General features: G+C 72.4%; 1 protein-coding gene. It reads left to right on the plus strand.

The window, feature by feature from the left end; genetic code table 11:
• Window positions 1-125: 125 nt before the first annotated feature.
• Window positions 126-1,114, plus strand: a 989-nt coding sequence (locus tag BIS11_RS18235) for an MFS transporter (protein WP_253586813.1), incomplete at its 3' end; no start/stop codon positions are given.

A 1,114-nucleotide genomic window follows, 5' to 3' on the forward strand; every position in this document is an offset into this window, starting at 1 on the left:
GGCCTCGCGGGCGGCCAGCGGCGAGCCGGCCGCGAACGCGCTGGTCTCCAAGTAGTCGCCGCCCGCCCGTGATACCCACGCCTTCTCCCTCCCGGCCGGCAGGGCTTGCCCGCCACGCGGTCGCCGTGATCGCTCTGGCCCAGCTGCTGGGCACCTCGCTGTGGTTCAGCGCCAACAGCGCCATGCAGGAGCTTGCCCGCGAGTGGGACGTCAGCGCCGTCGAGATCGGCTGGCTGACCGGCGCGGTGCAGGGTGGCTTCATTCTGGGCACGCTCACGCTGGCGCTGACCGGGCTCGCCGACCGCTTCCGTGCCAGCCACCTGTTCGTGGCCAGCGCCCTGGCGGGGGCGCTTTGCAACGCGCTGTTCGCCTGGGCCGCCCAGGGCCTGGCCGACGGACTCGTGTGGCGCTTTCTGGTCGGGCTTTGCCTTGCCGGCATCTACCCGGTGGGCATGAAGCTGGTGGTGAGCTTCGCCCCCGAGCGCACCGGCCAGGCGCTGGCCCAGCTGGTGGCGATGCTCACGCTCGGCACCGCCTTGCCCCACGGGCTGAGAGAACTGGGCACGGCGCTGCCCTGGCCGCTCGTCATCAGTGCCTCTTCACTGCTTGCGCTGATCGGGGCGGCATTGATCTGGCGGCTGGGCGACGGACCGCACCTGCCGAGACAGAGCGCGCCTTCCAATCCGCGAGCGGGCCTTCGCGAGGCCTTCGCCGTGCGCCGCTTTCGGGCGGCCGCCTGGGGCTATTTCGGCCACATGTGGGAGCTCTACGCCTTCTGGACGGTGGTGCCGCTGCTGGTGGCGAACTCCCCGCTCGCTGACGCCTACTCGGGGCTGGGCGTCTCGGGCATGGCCTTTGCCGTGATCGGCGTGGGAGCGCTGGGGTGCCTGCTGGGCGGAGCGCTGTCGCGGCGTTTCGGCAGCGCCGCCGTGGCGCTTTGGGCGCTGGCGCTCTCCGGGTTCTGCGCGGTGGCATTCGCGCTTTTCTGGCGCGCGCTGCCGCCGTCGGGGCTGGCGCTTCTGCTGCTGGTCTGGGGGGCGGCGGTGGTCGCGGACTCGCCGCAGTTCTCGGCGCTGGCGTCGAAAGCCTGCCCGCCAACGGCGGTAGGGGCGTC

It is taken from the genome of Halomonas sp. 707D4, assembly GCF_024158685.1.
Taxonomy (GTDB): Bacteria; Pseudomonadota; Gammaproteobacteria; order Pseudomonadales; family Halomonadaceae; genus Vreelandella.